The 19,486-nt window shown below is 66.5% G+C and carries 19 protein-coding genes; 5 read left to right on the forward strand and 14 right to left on the reverse strand.

What is annotated here, in order from left to right; all coding sequences use genetic code 11:
- Positions 1-175 precede the first annotated feature (175 nt).
- The gene (locus tag LFL96_RS34150; RefSeq protein WP_281002303.1) at positions 176-904 is read left to right on the forward strand and encodes a class I SAM-dependent methyltransferase; all 729 of its coding nucleotides are present in this window, start codon (positions 176-178) and stop codon (positions 902-904) included.
- Positions 905-1,018: 114 nt separating this feature from the next.
- On the opposite strand, the gene LFL96_RS34155 is transcribed toward LFL96_RS34150, so the two are convergent.
- The 5 genes from LFL96_RS34155 to LFL96_RS34175 form a co-directional block, all read right to left on the reverse strand.
- A complete protein-coding gene (locus LFL96_RS34155) occupies positions 1,019-1,537 on the reverse strand; it encodes an SLATT domain-containing protein (protein ID WP_281002304.1) in 519 nt (172 codons plus the stop codon).
- Positions 1,538-1,703: 166 nt separating this feature from the next.
- Positions 1,704-2,975, reverse strand: a complete 1,272-nt coding sequence (locus tag LFL96_RS34160; RefSeq protein ID WP_281002305.1) for an acyl-CoA dehydrogenase family protein — start codon at positions 2,973-2,975, stop codon at positions 1,704-1,706.
- A 159-nt stretch (positions 2,976-3,134) separates the two neighbouring features.
- The gene (locus tag LFL96_RS34165; protein ID WP_281002306.1) at positions 3,135-3,662 is read right to left on the reverse strand and encodes a DUF1801 domain-containing protein; all 528 of its coding nucleotides are present in this window, start codon (positions 3,660-3,662) and stop codon (positions 3,135-3,137) included.
- Positions 3,663-3,914: 252 nt separating this feature from the next.
- Complete coding sequence (locus LFL96_RS34170) at positions 3,915-5,210, reverse strand: O-acetylhomoserine aminocarboxypropyltransferase/cysteine synthase family protein (RefSeq protein WP_281002307.1); 1,296 nt, start codon at positions 5,208-5,210, stop codon at positions 3,915-3,917.
- A gap of 130 nt (positions 5,211-5,340) precedes the next feature.
- Positions 5,341-6,384 carry a rod shape-determining protein gene (locus LFL96_RS34175; RefSeq protein ID WP_281002308.1) on the reverse strand — a complete coding sequence of 348 codons (1,044 nt, stop codon included), beginning with the start codon at positions 6,382-6,384 and terminating at the stop codon, positions 5,341-5,343.
- 352 nt (positions 6,385-6,736) lie between these two features.
- Here LFL96_RS34175 and LFL96_RS34180 point away from each other — a divergent pair, with 352 nt between their 5' ends.
- Entirely contained in the window at positions 6,737-7,951 is a 1,215-nt protein-coding gene (locus LFL96_RS34180; protein WP_281002309.1) for a GNAT family N-acetyltransferase, read from the forward strand.
- Here LFL96_RS34180 and fnr read toward each other — a convergent pair.
- From fnr to LFL96_RS34210, 6 genes are all read right to left on the reverse strand, one after another.
- A complete protein-coding gene (fnr, locus tag LFL96_RS34185; RefSeq protein ID WP_281002310.1) occupies positions 7,854-8,621 on the reverse strand; it encodes a fumarate/nitrate reduction transcriptional regulator Fnr in 768 nt (255 codons plus the stop codon). The genes LFL96_RS34180 and fnr overlap by 98 nt on opposite strands.
- Positions 8,614-9,045, reverse strand: coding sequence for a response regulator (locus tag LFL96_RS34190; RefSeq protein ID WP_281002311.1), 432 nt, complete (start codon positions 9,043-9,045; stop codon positions 8,614-8,616). The genes fnr and LFL96_RS34190 overlap by 8 nt, the downstream gene beginning before the upstream one ends.
- 118 nt (positions 9,046-9,163) lie before the next feature.
- Positions 9,164-9,811: a response regulator transcription factor gene (locus LFL96_RS34195; protein ID WP_281002312.1), complete on the reverse strand. Its 648-nt coding sequence runs from the start codon at positions 9,809-9,811 to the stop codon at positions 9,164-9,166.
- Entirely contained in the window at positions 9,808-11,046 is a 1,239-nt protein-coding gene (locus LFL96_RS34200) for a PAS domain-containing sensor histidine kinase (protein WP_281002313.1), read from the reverse strand. Before LFL96_RS34200 ends, LFL96_RS34195 begins: the two co-directional genes overlap by 4 nt.
- Before the next feature lie 88 nt (positions 11,047-11,134).
- Complete coding sequence (locus tag LFL96_RS34205; RefSeq protein WP_281002314.1) at positions 11,135-11,971, reverse strand: universal stress protein; 837 nt, start codon at positions 11,969-11,971, stop codon at positions 11,135-11,137.
- A gap of 239 nt (positions 11,972-12,210) precedes the next feature.
- Positions 12,211-13,860, reverse strand: coding sequence for an oleate hydratase (locus tag LFL96_RS34210; RefSeq protein WP_281002315.1), 1,650 nt, complete (start codon positions 13,858-13,860; stop codon positions 12,211-12,213).
- Positions 13,861-14,178: 318 nt separating this feature from the next.
- Here LFL96_RS34210 and LFL96_RS34215 point away from each other — a divergent pair, with 318 nt between their 5' ends.
- The 3 genes from LFL96_RS34215 to LFL96_RS34225 all read left to right on the forward strand — a co-directional run bounded on the left by LFL96_RS34215 (position 14,179) and on the right by LFL96_RS34225 (position 16,114).
- Complete coding sequence (locus tag LFL96_RS34215; protein WP_281002316.1) at positions 14,179-15,207, forward strand: DnaJ C-terminal domain-containing protein; 1,029 nt, start codon at positions 14,179-14,181, stop codon at positions 15,205-15,207.
- Between the two features lie 14 nt (positions 15,208-15,221).
- Positions 15,222-15,542, forward strand: coding sequence for a chaperone modulator CbpM (locus LFL96_RS34220; protein ID WP_281002317.1), 321 nt, complete (start codon positions 15,222-15,224; stop codon positions 15,540-15,542).
- 218 nt (positions 15,543-15,760) lie between these two features.
- Positions 15,761-16,114, forward strand: a complete 354-nt coding sequence (locus LFL96_RS34225) for a hypothetical protein (protein WP_281002318.1) — start codon at positions 15,761-15,763, stop codon at positions 16,112-16,114.
- A gap of 33 nt (positions 16,115-16,147) precedes the next feature.
- Here the strand turns inward: LFL96_RS34225 and LFL96_RS34230 are convergent, their stop codons facing one another.
- From LFL96_RS34230 to LFL96_RS34240, 3 genes are all read right to left on the reverse strand, one after another.
- Entirely contained in the window at positions 16,148-17,560 is a 1,413-nt protein-coding gene (locus LFL96_RS34230; RefSeq protein ID WP_281002319.1) for an LLM class flavin-dependent oxidoreductase, read from the reverse strand.
- A 61-nt stretch (positions 17,561-17,621) separates the two neighbouring features.
- Positions 17,622-18,494, reverse strand: a complete 873-nt coding sequence (locus LFL96_RS34235) for an ABC transporter ATP-binding protein (protein WP_281002320.1) — start codon at positions 18,492-18,494, stop codon at positions 17,622-17,624.
- A complete protein-coding gene (locus LFL96_RS34240) occupies positions 18,491-19,465 on the reverse strand; it encodes an ABC transporter permease (protein ID WP_281002321.1) in 975 nt (324 codons plus the stop codon). The genes LFL96_RS34235 and LFL96_RS34240 overlap by 4 nt, the downstream gene beginning before the upstream one ends.
- Between the last annotated feature and the right edge of the window lie 21 nt (positions 19,466-19,486).

The following is a 19,486-nucleotide window of genomic DNA, read 5'->3' on the forward strand; positions in this document are numbered from 1 at the left end:
GCTTCCCGATTGAGTGTGGCTGCACTTTTTAGTGCAGGTCGGACGATACCATAATCAGGACATTTTCAAGACAAGCGGAACGTAGGGTTAACCGGCCGGTCCATGAATCGATGAATTCCCTGAATGCTCCGCGATGCGTTTAACCGGCGTCAATTCCCGTTAAGGGTATTTACAGATGACACAGAACATTTACGACGATCCTCGATTCTTCGAGAACTACAGCCGGTTGGTGCGCTCGCAACAAGGCCTGGCCGGCGCGCCCGAATGGCCCGCGTTGCGCGCGATGCTGCCGGCCATGGTCGGTCTGACGGTGGTCGATCTCGGCTGCGGCTATGGCTGGTTCAGCCGCTGGGCGCGCGAGGCGGGCGCCGCCTCGGTGCTCGGCCTCGACGTGTCGGAAAAGATGCTCGAACGGGCTCGCGCCGGCTCGAACGATCCAGCGCTCAGTTATGCGCGCGCCGATCTCGAACAGATCGATCTACCGGCGGCGACATTCGATCTCGCTTACAGCTCGCTCGCGTTTCACTACATCGACAATCTGCGCGCGCTGTTCGCCACCGTGCATCGGGCATTGGTACCGGGCGGGCGGCTGGTGTTTTCGATCGAGCATCCGGTGTTCATGGCGCCGCGTCAGCCGGGGTGGTCGGTGGATGCGCAAGGCCGCAGGCAGTGGCCGCTCGATAGCTATCAGCGCGAAGGGCCGCGCGTGACCAACTGGCTCGCCGACGGCGTCGTCAAGCAGCACCGGACTCTCGGCACGCTGCTCAACGCACTGATCGATGCGGGCTTTACGATCGCGCACGTCGACGAGTGGGGGCCGAGCGACGCGGATCTTGCCGCGCGCCCCGAACTCGCGGAAGAGATCGAGCGGCCGATGATGTTGCTGGTGTCGGCGACGCGATAGCGCGGTGCGCTGGCGCGCCCGCGACGTCGCCACCTGAAACTTGCCGGCGGCGTCCACGTGTGGAGGGTGCTGGTGATAGGGCGCGCGGCTGAGCGAGCGTGGCAAGCGGATCGATCAGCCGTCGCGGCTACGTCTGGGCTCGCTGGAAAGCGTGCGCTGCGTCCGATAGAACACGCGCGGCGGCACGTTCGGAGAATCGTCCGCCAGCCGGTCGAGTTCTTCGCGGGTCGTGGCGAGATAGTGGCCATCGCGTGCATCGGCGTCGCCCGCGTAGATCGCTTCGAGGCGGCGGCGCACCGCGCCGTAGCGCGCGCCCGCCGAGCGATGCTTCTCCGCGCGCTCGGCGTAGCGCAGGAACGTCTGCAACGCGGCCGACACCGTCGCCGCGACGCTGACGAAGCCGACGAAGAGCCGCAGCGCCGTCGACACCGCGTCCGCGGTCAGCGATGCGAACACCGCCGTCCCCACGAAGGCCGTCAGCGCGGTGACCAGCCAGCCGAGCTGGCGGTCGCGCGCGGACAGCAGGTCGGCCATGTCGTAGTGGCTCATCTGCGATTCGCGCGCGCGGCGAATCCACTTCAGCAGGAGTTCGGCTTCGTCGATGGGCGGCTCGTAGGCGGGCAGGTTCTTCATGACGCTCGTCGGGCGGTTGGGTTCCGCAAGCTTAGCGCATGCGGGTGTCCGCGCCGTTACGCGTGCTTATGCGTACTCATGCGTACTCATGCGTGCTCATGCGTGCTCATGCGTGCTTATGCGTGATGATGCGTCGCCCTCCATCGTCGTGCATCGTCATGCGCCTTCATGTTGAGGCCAGCGCGGTGTCCTCCGTTTCCCGCTCGACCCCGAATCGCTCGTTGTGCGCATGCCCGTTCAGATAGAAGTCGCCGATCGTGGCCTCGCGCAGAATCGCCGGATTGTGCGACGCGAGCACCCGCGCGTTGCGCCAGTAGCGGTCGAAGCGGCGCGACTCGCTGGTCGCCGATGCGCCGCCCACTTCGAACAGCAGCGTGGCGGCCTGCAAGGTTTGCTCGATCACGATCTGCTGCGCCTGAAAGGTGTCGATGTCGAGCTGAATATAAGCCTGCTCGCTGGCGCGGCCTTGCTCGCGTTCGCGCGACACCGCGTCGAGCGAGCGCGCGACCGACGCGCTCAAGCTCTGCGTCGAATACGCGAGGCTCGCGAGCCGGCCGATCACCCGCTGCACGAGCGGATTGTCGCGCGGGCTCGACTCGCCCGGAATGCCGAAGGTGCGCGTTTTGGCCTGCGTGAACGCGACCGCATCGCGCAGCGCCGCGCGGCTGATGCCCGCGAGGTTCGCGAGATGCAACGCCTGGAAATACGACGTGAGCAGGCTGTTGCGGCGCGGTTCTGACGCGCGGTAGCGGCGGTACAGATTGTCGATCGAGACCGGCACGTGGTTGAAGCGCGCGGTGCCGCTGCCGGTCAGGCGCTGGCCGAAACCGTCCCAGTCGTCGATGCGTTCGAGGCCCGGGGCATCGGTCCTGACGAGCACGCGCACGTGGCTGTCGCCGTCGTGCGCGGTGACGTCGACCCAGTCGGCGTAGAGCGTGCCGGTGGTGTAGTACTTCTCGCCGTCGAGATGCCATGCGCCGCCGGTCTGCGTGAGCCGCACGCTGTTCTGCGTCGCCGCGCCGCGCTCGGAAGTCGCGCCGCCGATGATCTGCCCTTGCACGATGCGCGAAAACCAGCGGTCGCGCAGCGCGGCGTCGTCGTTCTCCAGCAGACCTTCGACGAAGCCGCCGTGCACGCGCAGAATCTGCGGCAGGTTCGAATCCGCTTCGCCCAGACGCGTCACCAGCGCCAGAAACGCGCTCAGCGACACGCCTTCGCCGCCGTGGGCCCTGGGCACGCGCAGCGTCGTGTAGCCGGCCTCCCGGAGCCAGCGCACCGGCTCGTACGCGAGTTCGCGCTGTTGTTCACGCTGGACCGCGCCGCCGGCGATGCGGGCGAAGACCGGCGCGAAGCGGCGGATCAGCGCGTCGTCGCCGAAGGGTTGCGCGGTGTCGATGGAGGGATGAGGCGCGGTGCGATGCGAATCGGCGGTTGCCATGTTTTCTCCGGAGCGGAATGCGGGATGCGCGCGGTGCGTGTAACGCACGTGACGCGCGACCGGAGAACGGTACGGGAGCAGCGGCGGCCGTAGCAACGAAGTATTTGGCCGATTCTTAGCAGCGGAATGGGAAATGCGCGGCGGCGTCAGCGCGGCGATTCACGCGCGCGGCTTGCTTTTCTTTTTCGCCGCGCGTTCGGCGAGCGCTTCCGCATTGGCCTTCACCGCGGCCTGAATCAATTGCTTGAATGCGCTCTCGTTGATTTTTTCGCCCTCGTGAATGTCGATCGCACGGCGCGTATTGCCGTCGAGACTCGCGTTGAAGAGCTGTTTCGGGTCCTTCAGCGACGCGCCGCGCGCGAAGGTCAGCTTGACCGCCTGCTTGTACGATTCGCCGGTGCAGATGATGCCGTCGTGCGACCAGACCGGCGTGCCCATCCATTTCCATTCTTCCTGTACGCCGGGATCGGCCGCGTGGATCAGTTGCCGCACGTGAGCCAGGGTCGCGCCGCGCCAGTCCGCGAGTTCTTCGATACGGCGGGTGATGTTGGCTGAAGCGTCGGCTGAAGCATCGGCCGAAACATCGCCTGAAACATCGGCTGAAACATCGGCTGAAGCGTCGGCGGATGCATCGCTCGACTTACCGGCGGAAGCGGTTTTTTTCGCGGGATGGGCGGTCGGTTTCATGTCGTCTCCGATTATCGTCATGGTCGGCGCGCACGCGCGAGCCGCCGTTCATCGGCCACGATCCGTATTCTGCTTTCCGGAGAGCGGGCGAGGGACGGGCATCGCAACGGCGCACGGCCTGCGTAGCTTAGCAGGCCATGCGCGCAGGCCGCTCCGGCTTCCCGTAGGCCACCGGGTTGCCGGCCACCGGGTTGCCGGCCACCGGATTGCCGGCCACCACGTGCCACGCTCTCACAGGTCCAACCCCAGCGCCTACAGCCCCGCCAGCGCCTGATCCAGATCCGCGGTCAGATCGTCGATATGCTCGATGCCCACCGACAGCCGCACGGTCTCCTCCCGCACCCCCGCCTTCGCGAGTTCTTCCGGCGACAGTTGCCGGTGCGTGGTCGAGGCCGGATGCGTGACGAGCGACTTGGCATCGCCGATATTCACGAGCCGCGTGAACAGTTGCAGACGATCCTGGAAGCGCGCGCCCGCCGCGCGTCCGCCCTTCACGCCGAACGTCAGAATGCCCGGCCCGCGGCCCGACAGATAGCGCTTGACGAGCGCGTGATCCGGATGGCCCGGCAGCCCCGAATAATTGACCCACTCCACCTCACGATGCTCCTGCAGATGCCGCGCGATCTTCAGCGCGTTCTCGCTGATCCGGTCCATCCGCAACGCGAGCGTTTCGATGCCTTGCAGGATCTGGAACGCGTTGAACGGCGAGATCGCCGCGCCGGTGTTGCGCAGCGGCACGACGCGCGCGCGGCCGATGAACGCCGCCGGCCCGAACGCCTCGGTATACGTCACGCCGTGATAGCTGACGTCCGGCGTGGTGAGCCGCCTGAAGCGCGCGGCGTGACGGGTCCAGTCGAACTTGCCCGAATCGACGATCGCTCCGCCGATGCTCGTGCCATGCCCGCCCAGATACTTGGTCAGCGAATGCACGACGATGTCCGCGCCATGTTCGAACGGCCGCAGCAGATACGGCGACGGCACGGTGTTGTCGACGATCAGCGGCACGCCGTGGCGATGCGCGATCTCCGCGAGCGCGGCGATGTCGGTGATGTTGCCGAGCGGATTGCCGACCGACTCGACGAAGATCGCCTTCGTGCGTTCGTCGATCTGCGAGGCGAACGAAGCCGGCTCGCGCGGATCGGCGAAGCGCGTGACGATCCCGTATTGCGGCAGCGTGTGCGCGAACAGGTTGTAGGTGCCGCCGTACAGCGTGCTCGACGACACGATGTTGTCGCCGGCCTCGGCGATGGTCAGGATCGCGTAGGTGACCGCCGCCTGTCCCGAGGCGACCGCGAGCGCGCCGACGCCGCCTTCGAGCGCCGCGACGCGCTGTTCGAGCACGTCCTGGGTCGGATTCATGATCCGCGAGTAGATGTTGCCCGGCACTTTCAGATCGAACAGATCGGCGCCGTGCTGGGTGTCGTCGAACGCGAACGCGGCAGTCTGATAGATCGGCACCGCCGCCGCGCGGGTGGTCGGATCGGGTTGATAGCCGCCGTGCACGGCAATCGTTTCGAGGCGCCAGTTGGCGTTCGCGGACTCGCTCATCATCGGTCTCCACAGGTTGGACGCGTGCCTGATCGCACGCTGTGAATGCCGATTATTGAATGCTTTGAGTCCGTGCCTTAGCTTGTTTTGTCGCTTGCTTAGCGGCTTCGGTGCGATAGCTGCCTGGACGTCAGTCGTAGGAAAACGCGCCGCCGAACTTGTCGATCTTTTCCAGCGCCATGCCCGAGCCGCGCACCACGCAGGTCAGCGGCGCTTCGGCGACGAACACCGGCAGGCCGGTTTCCTCGGCCAGCAAGCGGTCCAGATCGCGCAGCAATGCGCCGCCGCCCGCCAGCGTGATGCCGCGCTCGGCGATGTCGGCGCCCAGTTCCGGCGGCGTCTGTTCCAGCGCAATCTTGACCGCCGAGACGATCTGGTTCAGCGGATCGGTCAGCGCTTCGAGAATCTCGTTGCTCGACACCGTGAAACTGCGCGGAATACCCTCCGACATATTGCGGCCCTTGACCTCCATCTCGCGCACTTCGGAGCCGGGGAACGCGGAGCCGATTTCCTTCTTGATCGCCTCGGCGGTCTGCTCGCCGATCAGCATCCCGTAGTTGCGGCGGATGTAGTTGACGATCGCGTCGTCGAACTTGTCGCCGCCCACGCGCACCGAGCCCTTGTAGACGATGCCGCCCAGCGAGATCACGCCGACCTCCGTCGTGCCGCCGCCGATATCGACCACCATCGAACCGGTCGCTTCCGACACCGGCAGGCCCGCGCCGGTGGCCGCCGCCATCGGCTCCTCGATCAGGTAGACCTGCGAGGCGCCGGCGCTGTGCGCGGCTTCCTTGATCGCGCGCCGCTCGACCTGGGTCGAACCGCACGGCACGCAGATGACGATGCGCGGCGACGGCGCGAACATGCGCGTCTCGTGCGCCATCTGGATGAAGCGCTTGATCATCTGCTGGGTGATGTTGAAGTCGGCGATCACGCCGTCCTTCATCGGGCGGATCGCCTCGATGTTGCCCGGCACCTTGCCGAGCATCTGCTTCGCTTCGTGGCCGACGGCCAGGATGATTTTCTTGCCGTTCGGGCCGCCTTCCTGGCGGATCGACACCACCGACGGCTCGTCGAGCACGATGCCCTTGCCGCGCATGTAAATCAGGGTGTTCGACGTGCCGAGATCGATGGCGAGGTCGTTGGAAAAAATGCCGCGCAAAAAGCCGAACATGCTGAATCCTGTCTCTCGAATGCCGGGCGCGTCTGCGCCGGCCGGGGGATGCCGCGCATGGGCGGCAGGCGACCGGGGGTCGGTCGGGAGAGGGGGAAGAATAACAGCTTCGCGGCGCGGACCCGGTTTGCGCGGCGAAGCGAAGCCGCGCCGGGCGAGGCGCGGAGCGCGAAGCGGGGCGTGGCGGGTCGCCCGGCACTGTACGCCGTCGCACTGACGCCAATTCCACGCCGCCGCATGCTTTCAGGCATGGGATACACCCCACGCCGGGGCCGTCCGCCCGCGCGCCGTGCACTGGGGCCGGCGCGCGGGTCTCGATCTGCGCACAGCGCCCGGCGTCCCGGGAGGCAAGGTGGACGCAAGCACGCAAACCGCGCGGCACTACGACGTGATCGACGACGAAGCCGCCTTCCTGGCCTTGCAGCCCGAGTGGGACGCGCTCTGGAAACACGCGCACGGCTACTACTACCAGTCGTTCAGCTTCTGCTGGCTCGCATGGAAGCACGTGGCGAAGCCGCACGGCCGCGGGCTCAAATGCATCATCTGCCGGCAAGGCGCCGACGGCCCGCTGCTGATGATCTGGCCGCTCGCGACCGTGCGCCGCTCGCTATGGACCTACCTGATGCCGCTCGGCCCAGAGGGCGGCGACTTCACGAGCGTGCTGGTCGAGGACAGCCCGGCCACCGGCGAACTGGTCGGCGGCGCGTGGCACACCGCGCGGCGGCGCTGCGGCGCGGACTTCATCCATTTGCCCTACGTGCGCAACACGCTCGAACTGCACCGGCTGGTCACGCAGGAGCGTCACGTGCTGTTCGCCGATGCGCACAACGCGCCGGCCGCGCGTCTGCGCGGCGAGCCGAGCTGGGAAGGCTACTGCGCGTCGCTCGGTACGCTGTTCGGCAAGCGCCCAGGCAGCTTCGCCAACCGGCTCGCGAAGGAAGGCGAGGTGGCCGTGCGGGTCGTCGATCCGGCCGAGGAGAGCGAGACCGCGTCGCTGATCGAATGGATGTTCAACTGCAAGCGCAGCTGGAGCGACCGGGTCGGCAAACGCAGCGCGTGGCTCGATTCGCCCGAGTTCGAATGCTTTCTGCGCAAGCTGATCTATTCGCCCGAGGTGCCGTCGATGGCGCGGCTCATCGTCGTCACGCTGAACGAGGCGCCGGTGGCGGGGATCGTCGTGAGTCTGGGCAATCCGTGCGCGAGCGCGATTTTCGCGGGCTACGACCCGTATTTCGGCCGCTGCTGCCCAGGTCTGATCGCGGTCGAACAATGCGTGAAGTGGGCGTACGAGAACGGCTACGACCTCGACTTCGGCGTTGGCACCGAGCGCTTCAAGGCGTACTGGTCGCGCGACGAGGCGACCACCGCGTGGACCGTGCAGATCGTCAATTCGCGTTGGGGATGGCTCGCCGTGCGCGCGCGGCGCATGCTGCGGGCACTGACCGAACGCCTGGAGGGCGCGCCTGAGCCTACACGCGCCGCAACCCGTCCATGTCGACGATGCGGATCTGTTTGCCGCGCGTCTCGACGAGGCCGTCCTTCTGGAACTTCGACAGCATCCGGCTGACGGTTTCGAGCTTCATGCCGAGATAGCTGCCGATTTCCTCGCGCGTCATGCGCAGATGGAATTCGGCGGCGGAGTAGCCGCGTTTCTGTAATTTGCCCGACAGGTTCAGCAGGAAGGTCGCGACCCGCTGTTCCGCCGACATCGTGCCGAGCAGCATCATCAGCGTCGCCTCGCGCACGATCTCGCCGCCCATCATCCGGTGTACGTGCTGCTGCACCGCCTTGACGTCGCGGCACATCGCCTCGAGCAGATGGAAGGGGATGATGCAGACCTTGCTGTCCTCGATCGCGAGCGCGTCGCAGCTATGCCGGCCGGAACAGATGCCGTCGAGCCCGAGCATGTCGCCCGCCTGATGAAACCCCGTGACCTGCTCGCGGCCGTCGCGATGCATGACCACGGTCTTGAACGAACCCGCGCGCACCGCGTAGAGACTCTGAAACGAATCGCCGGTGCGGAACAGCGTCTCGCCGTTGCGGATGGTGCGCGACGGACAGATCAGCGCCTCGATGCGTTCGGCCTCCGCGCGCGTCAGTCCTTCCGGCATGCAGAACGCGCGCATCGCGCAGGTCGAGCAGTGCGCGCCGGTGCGTTTGGCGTCGGGGGCGGCAAGGGTCGCGAAAGTGGGGAGGGCAGCCGCGGGTGCGTCGAGGCAGTCGGCAACATCAGACATGGTGTGCTCCCAGATGATGAAGACCACGCGCGCCGTGCGCGTGGACCAGTTGCTTGATGGCGTGACAGGCCAGCTCGAACTCGCCTGTCTTGTCGAAGAAGTAGCGCGCGCCGTTGGCGAGGCAGGCCTCGCGGAACCACACGCCGGAATGATTGGTGAGCACCATCGTGACGGGCGGCGGCGCGTGGCGCGCGAGGCGTTGCAGCAGATCCATCGCGGTGCCGCCGGCCAGCCGCAGATCGAGCACGACGAGGTCGGCGCCGCTCGCCGCGATCGCCGCGAATGCCGCTTCGGGCTCCTCGGCTTCGCCGGCGATCTCGACGCCGTCGATCGCACCGAATCGGGCCGCGATACGCGCCCGGATGGCCAACGCATCGTCGACGAGGAACACGCGCAACGCGCGCGGTGATGGGCTTGAGTTCATGGCCCGAAGTATCGGCCGCGTTATCTCAATTTAAAATCGGCGGCGAACGAAGTTCGGCTAGGCGGGAAGGAAGTCGTGTAGGGAATTTCCTACAGAGGGATGAGAAGCACCGCCGGGTTCAGATCTCCTCGTCGTCCCCGAGCAGCTTGTGGCGCAATGCATAACGCACCAACGCGGCTTCATGGGGCATCTGCATCTTCTCGAAGATACGCGTCTTGTACGTGCTCACCGTCTTGCTGCTCACGCACAGCGCATTGGCGATCTCGCCGAGCGTCTGGCCGGTGGCGATGCGGCGGAACACGTCGAACTCGCGATCCGACAAGCGTTGATGCGGCAGCGTATCGGCCGGTTCGTTCAGGCTTTGCGCGAAACGCTCGGCCATGGTGAGGCTCACGTAGACGCCGCCGGCAGCCACTTTCGATACCGCCGTCACCAGTTCCGCGCTCGCGCTCTCCTTGGTCAGATAGCCCGACGCGCCCGCCTTGAACGCACGCACCGCATATTGCTGCTCGGCATGCATGGTGAGTACCAGAATGCGCAGCCCGGGCTGTTCGTCCTTGATCTGCTTGATGAGTTCGACGCCGTTGCGGCCCGGCATCGACAGGTCGAGCACCAGCACCTCGGCGGCTTGCGAGCGGACCAGCGCGATCGCGCTCGCGCCGTCGCACGCTTCGCCGACTACCTCGAAACCGTCGGCGTTGCGCAGGATATGCCGCAAACCATCGCGCACCAGCGCGTGGTCGTCGGCGATCAGTACCCGAGTCATGTTTGCATCTCCTGCTGTTGCACGGCCGCGGCCGGGAAGCTGACCGTCAGCGCGAAACCCGCGCCGTCGGCGGTGACGATATCGACGGTGCCGCCCAGCATGTGCGCGCGTTCGCGGATGCCGAGCAAACCGAAGGACTTTTCGGCGGACGCGCCGTCGTGGCGCGCGCCCTGGCCGTTGTCCGCGATCCGCACGACGCAGCGCTGCGCGTCGATGCGCACCGTCAGCATGACCAGCGTGGCGTCCGCATGGCGCGCGACGTTGGTCAGCGCTTCCTGCACGATACGGAACAACGTGGTCGCGCCGGCCGGCGCGAAGCGCGTGTCGCCGACCTCGATGTCACGATCGACGTCGATCCCGTAGCGGTTGGTGAAGTCGTTGGCGAGCCATTCGATGGCCGGGATCAGACCAAGGTCGTCCAGCATGACAGGCCGCAGGTCGGCGGCAATGCGGCGCACCGACGCCACCGTCGCGTCGATCAGGCGGCGCATGCCGCCGAGCTGGCGCAGCACGTCGGCGGAGGTGTGCGCGTCGAGCGATGCCTCGACCAGCGACAGGTCCATCTTCAGCGCCGTCAGTTGCTGGCCGAGGTCATCATGCAGTTCGCGGGCAATCCGCGTTTTCTCTTCCTCGCGGACGTTCTGCAGATTGGCCGACAGTTCGCGCAGCTCCTCGCGCGACTTGCGTTGCGCGTGCTCCGCCTCGAACCGTTCGGTGATGTCGCGCAGCATCACCGTGTAGAGCTTGCTGTCGCCGTCGCGCACCTGGGAGATCGACGCCTCGAGCGGAAACTCCTCGCCGTTGCGCCGCAGTCCGAAAAGCACGCGTTGCTGGCGGCCCATCTGCCGTTCCGACACGCCGGTCACGCCGAATTGCCGTACATGATGATCATGGCCCGCGCGAAACCGCTCGGGGATGAATTGCGAGAGCGACGCGCCGAGCGCTTCGTCGGCGCTGCAGCCGAACACGTGCTCGGCCATCGGATTGAAAATCACGATGTTCTGCCGTTCGTCCACGGTGATGATCGCTTCCATCGACGAACGGATGATGCCCATCATGCGGGCTTCGTTCAGGTTGGACTGGTTCGCCTGGTTTGCCTGGTTTGCCTGGTTCGACGGGGTCGCTCGATCCGCTTGACTCGCCGGAGTGGGACGACCGCCGTGGCGTTGCCGCCCCAGCAGAAAGACGAACACCGGAAATGCAAAGACGGCGACGATACCCGCGACAAGGAGCATGGACGCCTCCGGATAGGGAAAACAAAGCCCGCATTTTCCGCGATTTGCGCGCTTCGTACCAGTGCGTCTCGTTGCCGGGGCGGCCGGTTCAGTGCGACATCAGCACCGGCAGGCTCATCGAACGCAGCACCGTGCGGGTGGCGCCGCCGAGCACCAGTTCCTGCCAGCGCGCGTGCGCATAGGCGCCCATCACCAGCAGATCCGCGCCGAGCCCGGCCGCCTCGGAGAGCAGCATTTCGCCGCTCGACGCGTCCGGCGCGGCTGTCACGTCGCGTATCTCGACGTTGATGCCGTGCCGCGCGATGACCGTCGCGATACCCGCCGCCGGAATATGCACGCTCGTCTCGCCATGCACGTCGTGCACCGTCACCACCGTGACGCGCGATGCCGCCTGCATGAAGGGCAGTGCATCGTGGGCGGCCCGCACGGCTTCGCGGCTGCCGTCCCACGCGATCGCCACATGCGTCCCGGCCGTTTCGACGCTGCCCGAATGCGGCACCAGCAGCACCGGCCGCCCCGCGGACATCACCAGATGCTCGACGAAATGATCGCCGACGTACGCTTCCGGATCCTGCGGATCGTCCTGCCCGGCGATGACCAGATCCGCGCAATGCGCGAGACGTGGCACGGCGAAGGTGGCCGGCTGCTCGAGCGCGTGCCATTCGCCGGGCACCTGGGCGCGCTGCAATTCCGCATGAAAAAGTCTTTCGAGCGCGCCGCGCCGCTCGGCGCGTACCTGTTGATGCGCTTCGAAGTAGCCGGACGTACCCGACATCACGTCGAACGAGCGCGGATTCGGCGTGTACACCGCGAACACGCCGGTCAGGTGCGCGCCGAAGTGGCGGGCGAGATGCAGCGCGAGTTCGAGCCGCGCATGCGCGCGCGCACTCGTATCCAGATGAACGACGATAGTTCTGTAACCCATGACAAGGCTCCCGAAACGAACGACGAGTAAGCGACGAGTAAGCGACGAATACGCGACAAATGCGCGACGAACAAGCGGCGAGTGAGCGAAAAATGCGCGACGCACAGGCAATGAATGCGCGACGGATAAACGGACGAATAAGCGGACGAATAAGCGAAGAGCGAGCGACGAACAATGCGCATCGCACCGCAGTCTAGAAGCGCGAATCCGTCCGCGCTTGATCCAGATCAAAGATCCGCTCAACGATCCCGCAGCGACGAAAACGCCTGCGCGACCACGCGCGGATCGTGCTGCCCCTTGTAGACCGCCGGCGCCGCGCGGTCGAGATCGAGCAGTGCGTAGGCGGCGTTCTGCGCCGAGCGTACCGAATACTCGACGGTGAACACCACGTCGTCGGGCAACTCGCAGAACTGGCCGATAAAGGCGAGATTGCGCCAACCCGCCGGCAGCACCTCGGGCCGGTCTCCCGCCCGGCGCGGCAGGAACTGGCTCGTGATGAACGGCATCATGCACGGGATACAGGTGGCCTGCGCGAGAATGTTCTCCGCTTGCGCGCCGATGTGCAGATGACCCAGCAACTCGGTGAGGATGTCGCGGCCGGTGCAGTCCTGCATCGGCTTGCCGACGAAGTCGCCCGGCTCGCCGACGCGCAGACCATAGCCCCACAACACCTGCACGTCCGCCGGCTGGCCGATGAAATGCGGCTGATGCGGCAACACGATCGACATCAGCCAGCGCGACTCGGGAAACGTGACGAGGCCGCCTTCGCCGGGCACGTTGCCGGTCAGATCGCGGATCAGCCGGAACAGCGTGGGGTCGCGCAACGTCACGGTGAACGACAGCCATTTCGATGCCTCCACGTGATCGGCGAACGCCTCCGGCCGGCCGAACTCGGGCCGCCCTGCGGCGATGTTCTTCCACAGCCGCCACGCGCCGCTGCTGTCCACATCGTTCAGCGGCGCGGGCTGATCCATGCCGCCCAGGCTCGACGCCGCGGTCATCGAACCGAGCGTGACGAGCACCTTGTCGGCGGCGCCGACGGGTAACTCGAAGCGCCGCTGCGCGGTTTCGCAGACGAGTGCGCTCACGCGATTCAGGGGCTCGCTGTCGTCCACGCGCAGATCGACGACGCGCGTGTCCGACTCGAAGACGACGCCGTGATCGTCGAGCCAGCGGCGCAGCGGCAGCACCATCGAATCGTACTGGTTGTAGACCGTGCGCATGATGCCGTGCAACTGGTTGAAGCCCGCCGACATATGGGCGAAGCGCAGCAGGTAGCGGCGGAATTCGACCGCGCTGTGCCACGGCTGGAACGCGAAGGTCGTGCACCACATCAGCCAGAAGTTGGTCTCGAAGAACGACGCGTCGAAGTGATCGGCAATGCGGCTCGCGCCGAGCATCGTCTCCGGTTCGATCGACAGGCGGCCGAGCGTGAGCAGATGCTTTTCGGCGAGCCCGTACGCGGGCGCCGCCTCGCGCCGGCCGTTGCGCACGAGGCGCGAGCTCGACGAGGTGCGGATGGTCTCGTTCCACTCGAAGATTTCCTGGGTGACGCTTTTGCTGTCGTCGAGCGTGGGGATCGACGAAAACAGGTCGTACGTGCACAGGTATTTGCTTTCGAGCATGCGGCCGCCGCGCACCACGTAGCCGTCTGCGGCGTTGCCGGCGCCGTCGAGGCTGCCGCCGGGTTTGTCGAGCGCCTCCAGGATCGTGATGTCGCCACCGCGCACGCGCGCGTCGCGGATCAGAAAGGCGGCGGCCGCCATCGCGGCAATGCCGCCGCCGACCAGATAGAACCGGCTCTCCGATACCTGCGCGTTGGGGGCGGCCGCGAGACCGGCGGTCCGCGCGTGGTGGGCGGTGGCGTGAAGCGGATGGGGGGCGTGCATGGCGGATGTCCTTGGTATGGGCGAGGCGAGACGTCGTGCCGCACCGCGCCTGCAACCGGCCGGTGGATGACTCGGTCGGGGCAGCCGCGCGGCGGCGGTGTGGCCAACATACGCGCCGCAGTCCGACGCGCGGTTGCGTTGGATCAAGCAACGCTCGCGCCGCGGCGCGCCGCCCGACGACATCGGTACAAGGGTTGACGGCAGGTGCGTTCGCCCGCCCTGGCGGCGGGCGCGGATTGGTATAAAGTGAATCGGTGACTGCCGTGCGGTGCATGCGTGTCGCGCCGCTGCTTCCTTCTTCGAGGAGCTGCCGCCAGGATGAAATACAAGGACTATTACCAGGTGCTCGGTCTCGCGCGCGAGGCGTCCCAGGACGACATCAAGCGCTCGTACCGCAAGCTCGCGCGCAAGTACCATCCGGACGTCAGCAAGGAGACCGACGCCGAGGACCGCTTCAAGGAACTCGGCGAGGCGTACGACGTGCTGAAGGACCCGGAGAAGCGTGCGGCCTACGACCGCATGGGCAGCGGATGGCGCAACGGCGAGGAATTCCAGCCGCCGCCGAACTGGGACGAGGGCTTCGAATTCCGCGGCGCGGGTGGCGGTGCTCCGGGTGGCTCAGGTGGCCCGGGCGGTCCGGGTTACGAGGGCGATCCGCGCGCCCAGGCCGATCTGCACGACTTCTTCGAGCAGATGTTCGGCGGCGCGCGCGGCCAGCATGGCGCGCAAGGGCCGCATGCCGCGGGCCACGGCGCGCATGCACGGCAGCAACCGTTCGATCTGCGCGGCGAGGATCATCACGCGAAAGTGCTGATCGATCTCGAGGACGCGTATCGCGGCGCGCAGCGTTCCATTTCCCTGCAGGTGCCGGTCGTCGATGCGCAAGGCCACGTCTCGCTCGACACCCGCACGCTCGACGTGTCGATACCGAAGGGCATCCGCGCGGGTCAGCATCTGCGTCTGGCGGGGCAAGGCGGGCCGGGCAGCTCGCCTGACCGCGCCGGCGATCTGTATCTGGAGATCGGTTTTCGCGAGCATCCGCGCTTTCGCGTCGATGGCCGCGATGTCTCGCTCGATCTGCCGGTCGCCCCATGGGAAGCGGCGCTCGGCGCGCAGGTGACGGTACCGATCGTCGACGCCTCGGTGGAGATGACGGTGCCGCCCAATTCGGCCAACGGACGGCGCCTCAGGCTGCGTGGCAAGGGCATTCCCGGCAATCCGGCGGGCGACCTGTACGTGGTGCTCAATCTCGTGCTGCCGCCGGCCGACACCGACGCCGCGAAGGCCGCTTACGACACCATGCGGCGATCCTTCCATTTCGATCCGCGCGCGCATCTGAACGGATGACCAGGGTGACTATCGTGAAAGAGACCACTACGACCACGTATCTCGAAGGCCAGATCGTCGATGAGAACGTCGAGTTCACGCTCGTCGAACTGTGCCGGGCGAGCGGCGCGTCCGCCGAGGAAATGACGCTGTGGGTATCCGAAGGCGTGTTCGATCCGAGCGGCGAGCGGCCCGAGGACTGGCGCTTCAGCGGCGTCGCGCTGCGGCGCGTGCGCACCGCGCGAAGGCTGGCGCGCGATCTGCAGATCAATGCGCCGGGTATCGCGCTGGCGCTGGATCTGCTGGACCAGATCGATGCGTTGCAGGCGCGCGTGAGACGGCCGCGCGGCGGTTGATGGCGCGGCAGCCAGGCGGGCGATGGTGCAGGGCCGTGCCGTGCCGAGCCTGTTGCGAGGCTTTGCGCCGCATCAGGTTCCATTAAGGTTTGCTTGTTAGGCTTGAGCATCGGTTGACGTGCACGGAGCCGCTTCGGTGATCCGGACAGATCGTTTCGTCTGGAGCGAACGGTTGTGCGCGCAACGTCGGCTGCTTTCCGCTTTCCGGGCACGCTCGCATGAAGCTTTCCACTACCATCCGGCTGCGCGCCTATCTGGTGACGGCGTCGCTTTCGGCCGTCGCGATCCAGATCGGCGTACTGGCGTCGATCTTCGTGTTCGGCGTGCCGGAGTCATGGTTTCAGACGGTACATTTCCGGCTCGCGGCGGCGGGCGCCATCGGCATGATGGTGCTGATCTCGGCGGCGATCTCGCATGCCGCGTTCCGTTCGGCGGTCGCGCGGCATTACGCGATTCACGATGAAACGCGTCCCGGTGCTTTCCGCGTGTCGGACGAATGCCCGTTGCGGGCATTCGTCATACTTCATCTGCGGATGACGGGCGTGAGCGCCACGGCGGGCACGCCGCAGTGATGCGGCAATGACGCGCGCTCAAAGCGCGGCGCTTTATAGCGCGGCGGTCAGCGTTTCCGTTTCCGTTCGCGCCAGCGCATGCCGGTTCACCGGGCGCGGCAGGCCAAGATTCTCGCGCAGCGTGCGGCCCTCGTACTCGCTTCTGAACAGGCCGCGTCGGCGCAATTCCGGCACCACGTGGTCCGCGAATTCGCTCAAACCACCCGGCAGCCACGGCGACATGATGTTGAAACCGTCCGCGCCTTCTTCCTCGAACCACTGCTGCAACTGATCCGCGATGCTCCGCGGTGTGCCGACCACCTGCTGATGCCCGCGCGCGCCGGCAATGCGCAGATACAGCTGGCGAATCGTCAGGTTTTCGCGCCGCGCGAGATCGAGCAGCAGACGTTGCCGGCTCTTGCCGCCGTTGGTCTCGGGCAGATCGGGAACGGGGCCGTCGAGCGGATAGCCGGACAGATCGACGCCGCCCGACATGTTCGACAGCAGGTTCAAGCCGACCGTCGGATGAATCAGGTTCTGCAATGTGTCGAATTTCTCGCGCGCCTCTTCCTCGGTTCTGCCGATCACCGGGAAGATGCCGGGCATGATCTTCAGATGGTCCGGGTGCCGTCCGTAACGCGCGAGGCGGCTCTTGATGTCGCGATAGAAGGTCTGCGCTTCCTCGAGCGTCTGGTGCGCGACGAAGATCACCTCGGCGGTTTGCGCGGCGAGTTCCTTGCCGGCCTCCGACGCGCCGGCTTGCACCACCACCGGCGAGCCTTGCGGCGAGCGCGCGACGTTCAACGGTCCGCGCACCTTGAAATGCTTGCCGCGATGATTGAGCACATGCAGCTTGCCGGCATCGAAGTACACGCCGCTCTGCTTGTCGCGCAGGAAAGCGTCGTCCTCCCAGCTGTCCCACAGGCCCGTGACCACGTCGTGGAATTCTTTCGCGCGCTCATAGCGCACCGCGTGATCGGGATGCTGCTCGAAGCTGAAATTCAGCGCCTCGGCTTCCGTGCTCGATGTCACCAGGTTCCAGCCCGAGCGTCCACCGCTCAGATGGTCGAGCGACGCGAATTTGCGCGCGAGGTTGTACGGCTCGTTGAAGGTCGTGGAAACGGTGGCGATCAACCCGATGTGGCGTGTCACCACCGAAAGCGCGGACAGCAGCGTCAACGGTTCGAAGTGATCCGCGCGCGCGGTACGCGAGAGCGACGCGAGATTGTTGTCGCGCACGCTGACGCTGTCGGCGAAGAAGATCGTGTCGAACTTCGCCGCTTCCGCGATGCGCGCGACCTGCGCATAGTGTTCGAAGTTCAGGCCACCGTCGGCCTGCGCATCGGGGTGGCGCCACGCGGCGATATGGTGGCCGGTTTCCATCAGGAACGCGCCTAGCTTGATCTGGCGCTTGGATTGTTGCTTGGCTTGCTGCTTGGCTTGCGTTTGCGGGATGTGCTCGCTCATCGTGTGCTCCGGGTAGTCGGGCTAATCTGTGGACTGCGGGTTGGGCGGCAAGCCGTACGCGTCACCATGCAAGGCGCCATTCGGTGATCGGCGGATGCGCGACACGGGGTCCGTGTGCTGGCATGCCGCCGTCGCGCCGATCGGGCGGTTCGTCGATGTTTTCGCTCGCGTGGCCGGCTGCGCCGAAGTCGGCCACGATCTCGTCGCGCAGCTGGATAAAGCGCGCATCGCCGCGATCGCGCGGCCTCGGCAAGCCGATCTCCACGATGCGCTTGATACGGCCCGGACGCGGCGCCATCGTCACGACCCGGTCGCCAAGGTAGACCGCTTCGTCGACGTCGTGCGTGACGAGGATCATCGTGATGCGCTCCTGTTCCCAGATCCGCTGCAGTTCGTTTTGCAGACGGCCACGCGTGATCGCGTCGAGCGCGCCGAACGGCTCGTCGAGCAACAGCACGCGCGGCCGGTTCACGAGTCCGCGCGCAATCGCGACCCGCTGCGCCATGCCGCCGGACAGTTGATGCGGGTACGCGTTCTCGAAGCCCGCAAGGCCGACCAGCGCGATATGGTCGGCGACCGCATCGCGCTTCTGACGCGCGGAGAGCGGCGCGTTGCGCAGCGCCGCCAGAATGTTCTGCGACGCGGTGAGCCACGGAAACAGCCGGTGATCCTGAAACACGATGCCGCGTTGCAGGGACGTGTCGCGCACCCGCTCGCCGGCCACGCGGATTTCGCCGCTGTAGTCGGTATCGAGACCGGCGATCAGTCGCAGCAGCGTCGACTTGCCGCAGCCGCTCGCGCCGAGCACGCTGACGAATTCGCCGGGACGCACATGCAGCGTGATGTCGTCGAGCACGTCGAGCGCGGCGCCGCGCTGACGGTAGCGCTTGCGCACGTTGAGGATGTCGAGGCCTTCGGAAACAACGCTGCTCATGAGTGCGGTCCTGTGGGTGGGGTGAGGTAAAAGGCGCTACGAAACACCGCGCGCTCGACGGCACGCGCGATCGCATTGAGCGCCCAGCCCGTCGCACCGACGACGATGATCCCGAACAGCACCAGATCCATCCTGAACTGCTCGCTGCCGTCGATCAGCGTATTGCCGATGCCGCTGCCCGCGACCAGCAGATACTCGGCGCCGAGCGTGGCGAGCCACGAATAGATCAGCGCGAGATACACGCCCGTGAAAATCGAAGGCAGCGCGGCCGGCAGAATCACGTGCGCGATCAATTGAACGCGCGAGTAGCGGAACGCGCGCGCGACTTCGATATAGGCGCGCGGCACCGCGTGAATGCCGTCGCAGGTGTGCGCGGCGACCGGCAGCAGCGCGGCGAGCGACAGGAACACGACCTTGGCCGCGTCGCCGAGACCGAACCAGACGGAGATCAGCGGAATCCACGCGAACAGCGAGATCTGCTTGAACGTATCGAAGCTGGGACCGACCATGCGTCGCGCGATCCGCGAAAAACCGAGCAGGCTGCCGAGCAGCAGACCCGCGATGGAGCCGATCGCGAAACCGCTCGCCTCGCGCGCCAGCGAAGCGGACATCGCCCGCAGCAGCGCGCCGCTCGCGATCTGCTGCCAGCCGGTGTGCATGACGTCGAGCGGGCTGACGAGCAGGCCGCTTTTGACGAGATGCAAGCCCGAAATGAGCGACCAGAGCGCGACCGCCACGAGCGGCAGCACGGCGCCTCGCCATGCGCCGCCGCGGTGCGTCGTGGTGGTGGTCGCGGCGGTGTGTTCCGGCGTGGACGCGGCGGTGCGCCTGTCGCGGCCGAACCCGGTTAACCGCGCAAGCCAGCGTGGTCGCGCGCGTTGCGCCGGCGCCTCGCAACTGCACGGCGGCGGACCCTTGCGTGTCGAAGGCCGGCGAGGCGGCCGGGCGGGGGGAGTCGAAAGAAGCGTCATCGCAGAAGATTCCTTTGCCGC

This window comes from Paraburkholderia sp. D15 (assembly GCF_029910215.1).
Classification (GTDB): domain Bacteria; phylum Pseudomonadota; class Gammaproteobacteria; order Burkholderiales; family Burkholderiaceae; genus Paraburkholderia.